Genomic DNA, 6,406 nt, shown 5'->3' on the forward strand with positions numbered 1-6,406 from the left:
TCACTCCGCGAGGAGGCGGATATCCGACCGCAACCAGCTCAGTTGGATCTGATCGCCAGGCTGGAAGACAGGCTGTCCCGCGGCAACGTGCTCGCGAACGACGAGGACCTCGTCTCTGACACGAACATGGTATTTCCGCAGGGGGCCGGCGTAGGTCATCTCTTCGACATGGCCCGTTACCGACTGCCTGTTCTCAGCGTCCACCGGTCGGGAGGCGAGCGAGCTTATGGCGATACGCTCAGGACGGATCATAGCGATCTTGCCGGCTGGAGCGCCGCCTTCGAACCCGACTTGAGAGAGGATATTGGCTTCCCCCAGGAAGTTCGCCACAAAACGGGAGGTCGGCCGATCGTAAAGCGCCTCCGGCGTATCAACCTGCTCGATGCGGCCAGCGCGCATGACGACGATGCGGTCGGAGAGTGTCAGGGCCTCTTCCTGGTCGTGGGTGACACAAATAGTCGTTTTTCCGAATTCACGATGCAGCTGCTTGATCTCGCTCTGCATTTGCTCGCGCAAATTCCGATCCAGAGCTCCAAGAGGCTCATCGAGCAATAGAATCGGAGAATCCGCTATCAGCGCCCGAGCAAGCGCCACACGCTGTTGCTGACCGCCGCTGAGCTGGGAAGGCATCCTTAAGCCAAAGTCTTTCAAGTGGACGCGCTCGAGCATACGGTCGACCTTGGCGAGGCGATCACTGGCTTTCATTCCACGCATCTCGAGTGGAAATTCGAGGTTCTGCCGGACAGTCATATGCGGAAAGAGAGCATAGCTTTGAAAGACAATCCCCTGGTCACGGCGGAAGGATGGAACTGCTGCAACGGAATTCTGAGCAATGAGGACGTCCCCGCTGGAGGGCGCTTCGAAGCCCGCAAGGATCATCAGAGCAGTTGTCTTGCCTGATCCGCTGGGCCCCAAAATGGTTAGAAATTCGCCTTTGCGGACCGTCAGTGAGAAGTCCCGAAGAGCGACGACCCCTCCGTACATCTTCGTAACCTTGCGAAACTCGATCTGCGCTAGAGGACTTTCATCCGCGCATGCACGTTCAGCAGAAGCTGGTGCAAGATTCCCTGTGTGTGCATTCACCATGTGCCCTCCTCGATCGGCCTTTCCCCGTAAGCCATAAGACCGTGCGCCGGCGGTGAAACGGCGCAACACCCCTGCTCTACCCTTCTTCGTGGTATTTTGAGCAAAGCCAGATTACCGCAGAATCCAATCGTTCCACCGCTGGACCAGACGCTGGACATTCGACTGACCGTCCGGCCCAACCTCGCCATACCAAGCCGCATCGAGGATGATGCTATTGCTGAGATAGTCAGGGTGGGTGGCAAGTTTACGCGCCGTTTGGTCCGGAATTAATTTGTAAGCGGCGCTGTTGCTGGGGGCCTGCGGCCAAAGCTGCGCAAAGGCCGCCTGGCGATCCGCACGCGAGGTAAATTCAAGAAAACGTTGCGCGTTCGCGACGTTCGGACTTCCCTTGGGAATCACCCAGTAGTCCCAGGTCAACTTGGCCTGGTTACGGACAATTTCGATAGGCCTGCCCTGGTCAATCAGAGTGAGGGCTCTTCCGTCGTAGGATTGAGCCAGGTCCGCAGCCTCACTCTGCATGATCTGAAGGATTTCTGCGCCGCTCGTCCACCATTTGCGGATGTGGGGCTTAATTTTATCGAGACTGGCAAATGCCCGGTCGATGTCGAGCGGATAGAGCTTGTTCGGCGGGACGCCGTCCGCGAGCAGAGCTTCCTCCCAGGGGCCTGCAGTACCAAACTGACCGCTGGCAAGCGTTCGGATGCCTGGAAATCTCTTGACGTCCCAGAAATCAGTCCAGGAATTGGGGCGAGGCTGCCCCGATGCGAGCCTCTTGGTATTGAAAACGAGATTCCAGGAATAGACGTAGGGTCCAAAGCCAAATGGCTTTTTGCAGTAGTCGGCAATATTCGCCAGTTCTTCCTTCTTGAAGATCGAATAATCGATTGGCTCGAGCTGCCCCGCTCGAGACAATTCGAGCGCACTCGCCTGGCTGCGCACAATGGTATCGACCGTGATATTCTTGCTGGCTACCATTGCTGCAATCTGTGCACCGCTCATATCGTCAGTAATTGCGGTCACCTTGACGCCACTCTCCGCCTCGAACGGCTTGACGAAGGCTTCCACAATCGCCTTGCCGAATCCCCCGCCACCGACCACAGCCTTCAACTGGCCGGCAGATTGGGCAGCGGCCTTTCCCGCGCGCAGCGGCGCAGAGCCCATGACAATTGCGGATGACGCCGTTTGCAGCAGACGTCTGCGGTTCACCAGGAAGCTCATCTCATCACCCCTCTGCTAATGATGTTGATCTTGTGGTTGATGCGTCCATGGGCGAGTTGAACGCACCGCAGCTGGATCCTACATATTATTCTTGGAGTTTTGTTTCTGGAGCCTAAGGCATCGCCCCGCACCGAGTTTCGCGTAATACGTCTGTTCGTGCAGTTTTCCTGCGCAACTCGGCATATCCAATTTTCGCGACATTGCACCCGGCACCACTGAGCTTATCTTCGACGTCCGCCCGCGAGCGCGCGCCTCACCTGCGCTCGTCGTCTTCAACCCTGTAATCTTTCGTCCTGCCGGAACGAACCGCTGTCGAACTCGCCAAGCGCCGTCAGGAGCCGCGGCCAAGCCGAAAGCCCCTGCGCAAGGGACGCAACGTGGAAGAATTCGTTTGGCGCATGAACGTCCTCGTCTGGAAGGTTGAAGCCGAACATCAGAGTCTGCACGTCGAGCAGTTCTTCGAAGATGACGGTGATGGGCACAGACGCGCCGAGCCGGACAAGAACTGGATCCTTACCCGTCGCCTCCCGGAGAACCTTTCTCGCGCAAATGACGAGTGGATGGCCGGACGGCAGGCTAAAAGCCTCCGCCCCCGTCCCGGGATCATCGATCGTAAGATCAACACCTTGCGGGGTGACGGATTGCAGATGAGCCTTCAGTGCCGCAACGGCGTGCTCGATACTCTGTTCAGGCACTGTCCTTAATGAAAGCTTTGCGTGCGCGACGTTTGGAATAATGGTTTTGCTGCCAGTGCCGATATATCCACTCCACATGCCATTGATGTCGAGGGCCGGACGCAATGTGAGCTGTTCGCGGACTGAATATCCGGGCTCTCCGTGAGCAAGGCCCCCGACTTCCCGGACGAATTCGCCGTCGTCGAACGGAAAGCGTGCGGTCTGTTCACGCGCATCGCTTGTTAGCTCTGGCACCGCTGCGACCAAGTCCGGGACTGCAATCGCCCCCCTCTCATCGTGTAACGTTGCGATAATTCGCGCCATCTCATGCGCCGCGTTTCTGACGGCGCCACCGTAGCGGCCCGAATGCAGATCCTTCGCGGCCGTTTTGACCGAAACCTCCAGCTCGACAAGTCCACGGCAGCCAACATTTATTGTCGGAATATCGGCGCTGGCGCGCCCACCGTCCGCCGAAATCATCGCATCAGCCTGGAGCAGAGGGCGAAATCGATCGACGATCGTACGCAGACTTGCGCTACCGCTCTCTTCCTCCCCTTCAAGGAAGACTTTGATGTTCACAGGACAAGCGCCGCGCACCTTTAAAAAGCCCTCGATCGTTTCAAGAGCAATTGCAGTCGAGCCTTTGACGTCCGAGGCACCCCGGGCATAGAGCCGCCCACTGCGGATTGTCGGCTCGAAGGCCGGCGATACCCATGCTTCGACCGGATCGGGAGGCATTACATCATAATGCCCGTAGATCAGGATTGTCGGCTTTCCGGGCGCGCCTTCCCAAGCACCGTAAACCGCAGGATGGCCGCTGCCATCCAAAAGCTGGACATCTCTCAGTCCCATGCTTTCAAGCCACACCAAAAGGAAGCTTTGCGCCTTTCGCATGCCTTCTGCGAAGGCCGGATCAGTACTTACGCTCGGTATGCGAAGGAAAGCGCAGAGACGTTCCATGATTTGTTCTTCGCGCTTCAACAGGTAGCGGACAACGTCGTCCTCATCCATTCTCAGATTTCCTGTGACACATGACCGCTGAATACGCGCGTCTAACCGGAAGAAACAATCCAAGGCAGCCTGGTGGCCCTTTTGAACACTTGATTATCGATAATATCATCGATAATCAAGTGTGCAAGAAAGAAACGGAGAAGCCGCCATGAAGACCGTCAGAATCGGCTCCGGCGCGGGGTTTTCAGGCGATCGTATCGAGCCTGCCGTCGAACTCGCCGAGCGGGGTGCGCTGCACTATCTCGGCTTCGAATGCCTGGCCGAGCGCACGACGGCATTGGCGCAGCAAGCGCGCCGAAAGAATCCTGCGGTCGGGTTCGACCCTCTGCTCATCGCGCGGTTCAAAGCTGTGCTGCCGGCGGCGGTGAAGAATTGCGTCCGGATCATCACCAACATGGGCGCGGCCAATCCGCTCGCCGCCGCGAAAACGGTGGCGGCGATCGCCAGGGATATGGGCTTTAAGAATTTGAAGATTGCGGCTGTCGAGGGCGATGATGTGCTCGATCATATCACCGGCAGCGATCTGCCGCTGATCGAACGGCAGGGCCGCGTCTCAGACCTTGCCGGCCGCATCGTTTCGGCCAATGCCTATCTCGGTGTTGAGCCGATCATCGAGGCGCTAGCGGCCGGGTCGGATATCGTCGTCACTGGCCGGGTTAGCGACCCCGCACTTTTTGCCGCACCGCTCATCCACGAGTTCGGCTGGGGCATGGAGGATTGGGACCGCTTGGGCCAGTCCATGGTCATCGGGCACCTGCTCGAATGTTCGAGCCAGGTGACTGGCGGATATTTCGCCGACCCCGGTTACAAGAATGTCGCGAACCTCGCTCGCATCGGCTTCCCACTGGCCGAAGTGCGGGAGGACGGTTCCGCGATGTTGACCAAGGTCGAGGGTAGCGGCGGCGAAGTCAGCCTGCGCACCTGCAAGGAGCAATTGCTCTATGAGGTGCATGATCCGGCCGCGTATATCCAGCCGGATGTGGTCGCGAATTTGTCGACCGTGTCCTTGGAGCAGGTGGGGCCGGATCGCGTCGCAATCAGCGGCGGCAGCGGCCGGGCGAAGACCGATACACTCAAGGTCACGATAGGCTATCTCGACAGCTATGTCGGCGAGGGCCAGATCTCCTATGCCGGCTCCGGCGCCAGGGCGCGCGGCCAAGTCGCGCTCGATATCGTCGAGGAGCGCTTGAAACTGACCAGGGTGCCGATCGAGGAACTGCGGCTCGATATGATCGGCGTCAATGCGGTGCATCGGGGGGCGGCTGTCGGTTCATATCCTGAGCCGGCAGAAGTGCGCATTCGTGTGGTTGGGCGCACCCAGTCGATGGCCGATGCAATCCGCATCGGCAATGAGGTGGAATCGCTCTGGCTCAGCGGTCCCGCCGGTGGCGGCGGCGCGACGAAATCCGCGCGCGAAGTGATTGCTGCCGCCTCCACGCTTTTGGAGCGCGACGTGGTCAAGCCGCGCGTCTCATATGAGGTCGTCTCATGAGGCTGCGCGAAATCGCCCATGCTCGTGCCGGCGACAAGGGCAATATCTCGAACATCTCCGTCATCGCTTATGAGGCTGGCGACTACGCATTCCTCGCCGAACATGTCACGGTGGAGCGGGTCAAGGCGCACTTTTCCGATATCATCGGCGGCAAGGTTGAGCGCTACGAACTGCCGAACCTCGGTGCGCTGAATTTCGTCATTCATCAAGCGCTTGGCGGCGGCGTCACCCGCTCGCTTTCCCTAGACGCACACGGCAAATCGCTGTCCTCATCTTTGCTGGAGATGGAACTGCCGGACCCGCAGAAGGAGCGTGATCGATAGGTCTCTGACGAAGTCGCCGAAGATTTTCCATCTCCGGTGAGGGACAGAAGGAATGGCCGATCGGCTCTAAATACTTCCCCCGCCGTTCCGATACAGCGACAAATAGAACTCCTTCGGCGCTCGGATATGCGCGAGGCAAAGTGCTGCGAGCGCGGAGTTGTCGCCCTTGCCGAGCGCCTCGATCATCCGCCAATGCTGCCGAACAGCTTCTTCGCGCCAGCTATCATCCGACATGCTGCGCATACGGATCGGGTGGGTCTGCGTGGAATAGAGCCGGATCGCCTCGGCCAGCGTGGCATTGCCGCAGGCGCCGTAGAGCGTTTCGTGAAATTGGTTGTTGGCTTCGAATAGCCGCACGACATCTCCGGCTCGGCTGGCGGCCTCATGTTCCTGCTGGACCGTTGCAAGCTCTTCAACGAGTTGGGCTGACGCCGGTAGGACAATCCGCAGCGCCGCCTTGGCTTCCAATGTCTCGCGCAGCTCGTAGAGGTCTTCCACCTCCTTGGCCGTATAGCTGCGCACGCGCACGCCCTTATGGGGTAGCCGTACGACAAGCCCGTTCTGCAACATCTCATCGAAGGCGCGCCGCACAGCATGGCGGG

The 6,406-nt window shown here is 59.0% G+C and carries 6 protein-coding genes; 2 read left to right on the plus strand and 4 right to left on the minus strand.

The features are described 5' to 3' along the window. The 3 genes from A5906_RS23865 to A5906_RS23875 all read right to left on the minus strand — a co-directional run bounded on the left by A5906_RS23865 (position 1) and on the right by A5906_RS23875 (position 3,989). Positions 1–1,086 carry an ABC transporter ATP-binding protein gene (locus A5906_RS23865; RefSeq protein WP_080137741.1) on the minus strand — a complete coding sequence of 362 codons (1,086 nt, stop codon included), beginning with the start codon at positions 1,084–1,086 and terminating at the stop codon, positions 1–3. A 111-nt stretch (positions 1,087–1,197) separates the two neighbouring features. After that, entirely contained in the window at positions 1,198–2,304 is a 1,107-nt protein-coding gene (locus tag A5906_RS23870) for an ABC transporter substrate-binding protein (RefSeq protein ID WP_080137742.1), read from the minus strand. 272 nt (positions 2,305–2,576) lie between these two features. Next, positions 2,577–3,989 carry a M20/M25/M40 family metallo-hydrolase gene (locus A5906_RS23875; protein WP_080137743.1) on the minus strand — a complete coding sequence of 471 codons (1,413 nt, stop codon included), beginning with the start codon at positions 3,987–3,989 and terminating at the stop codon, positions 2,577–2,579. A gap of 148 nt (positions 3,990–4,137) precedes the next feature. Here A5906_RS23875 and A5906_RS23880 point away from each other — a divergent pair, with 148 nt between their 5' ends. Then, entirely contained in the window at positions 4,138–5,481 is a 1,344-nt protein-coding gene (locus A5906_RS23880) for an acyclic terpene utilization AtuA family protein (RefSeq protein ID WP_080137744.1), read from the plus strand. Next, positions 5,478–5,804: an AtuA-related protein gene (locus A5906_RS23885; protein ID WP_080137745.1), complete on the plus strand. Its 327-nt coding sequence runs from the start codon at positions 5,478–5,480 to the stop codon at positions 5,802–5,804. Before A5906_RS23880 ends, A5906_RS23885 begins: the two co-directional genes overlap by 4 nt. Before the next feature lie 66 nt (positions 5,805–5,870). Here the strand turns inward: A5906_RS23885 and A5906_RS23890 are convergent. Continuing rightward, a partial coding sequence (locus A5906_RS23890; RefSeq protein ID WP_210189984.1) for a GntR family transcriptional regulator occupies positions 5,871–6,406 on the minus strand: 536 nt, incomplete at its 5' end.

This window comes from Bradyrhizobium sacchari (assembly GCF_002068095.1).
Classification (GTDB): Bacteria; Pseudomonadota; Alphaproteobacteria; order Rhizobiales; family Xanthobacteraceae; genus Bradyrhizobium; species Bradyrhizobium sacchari.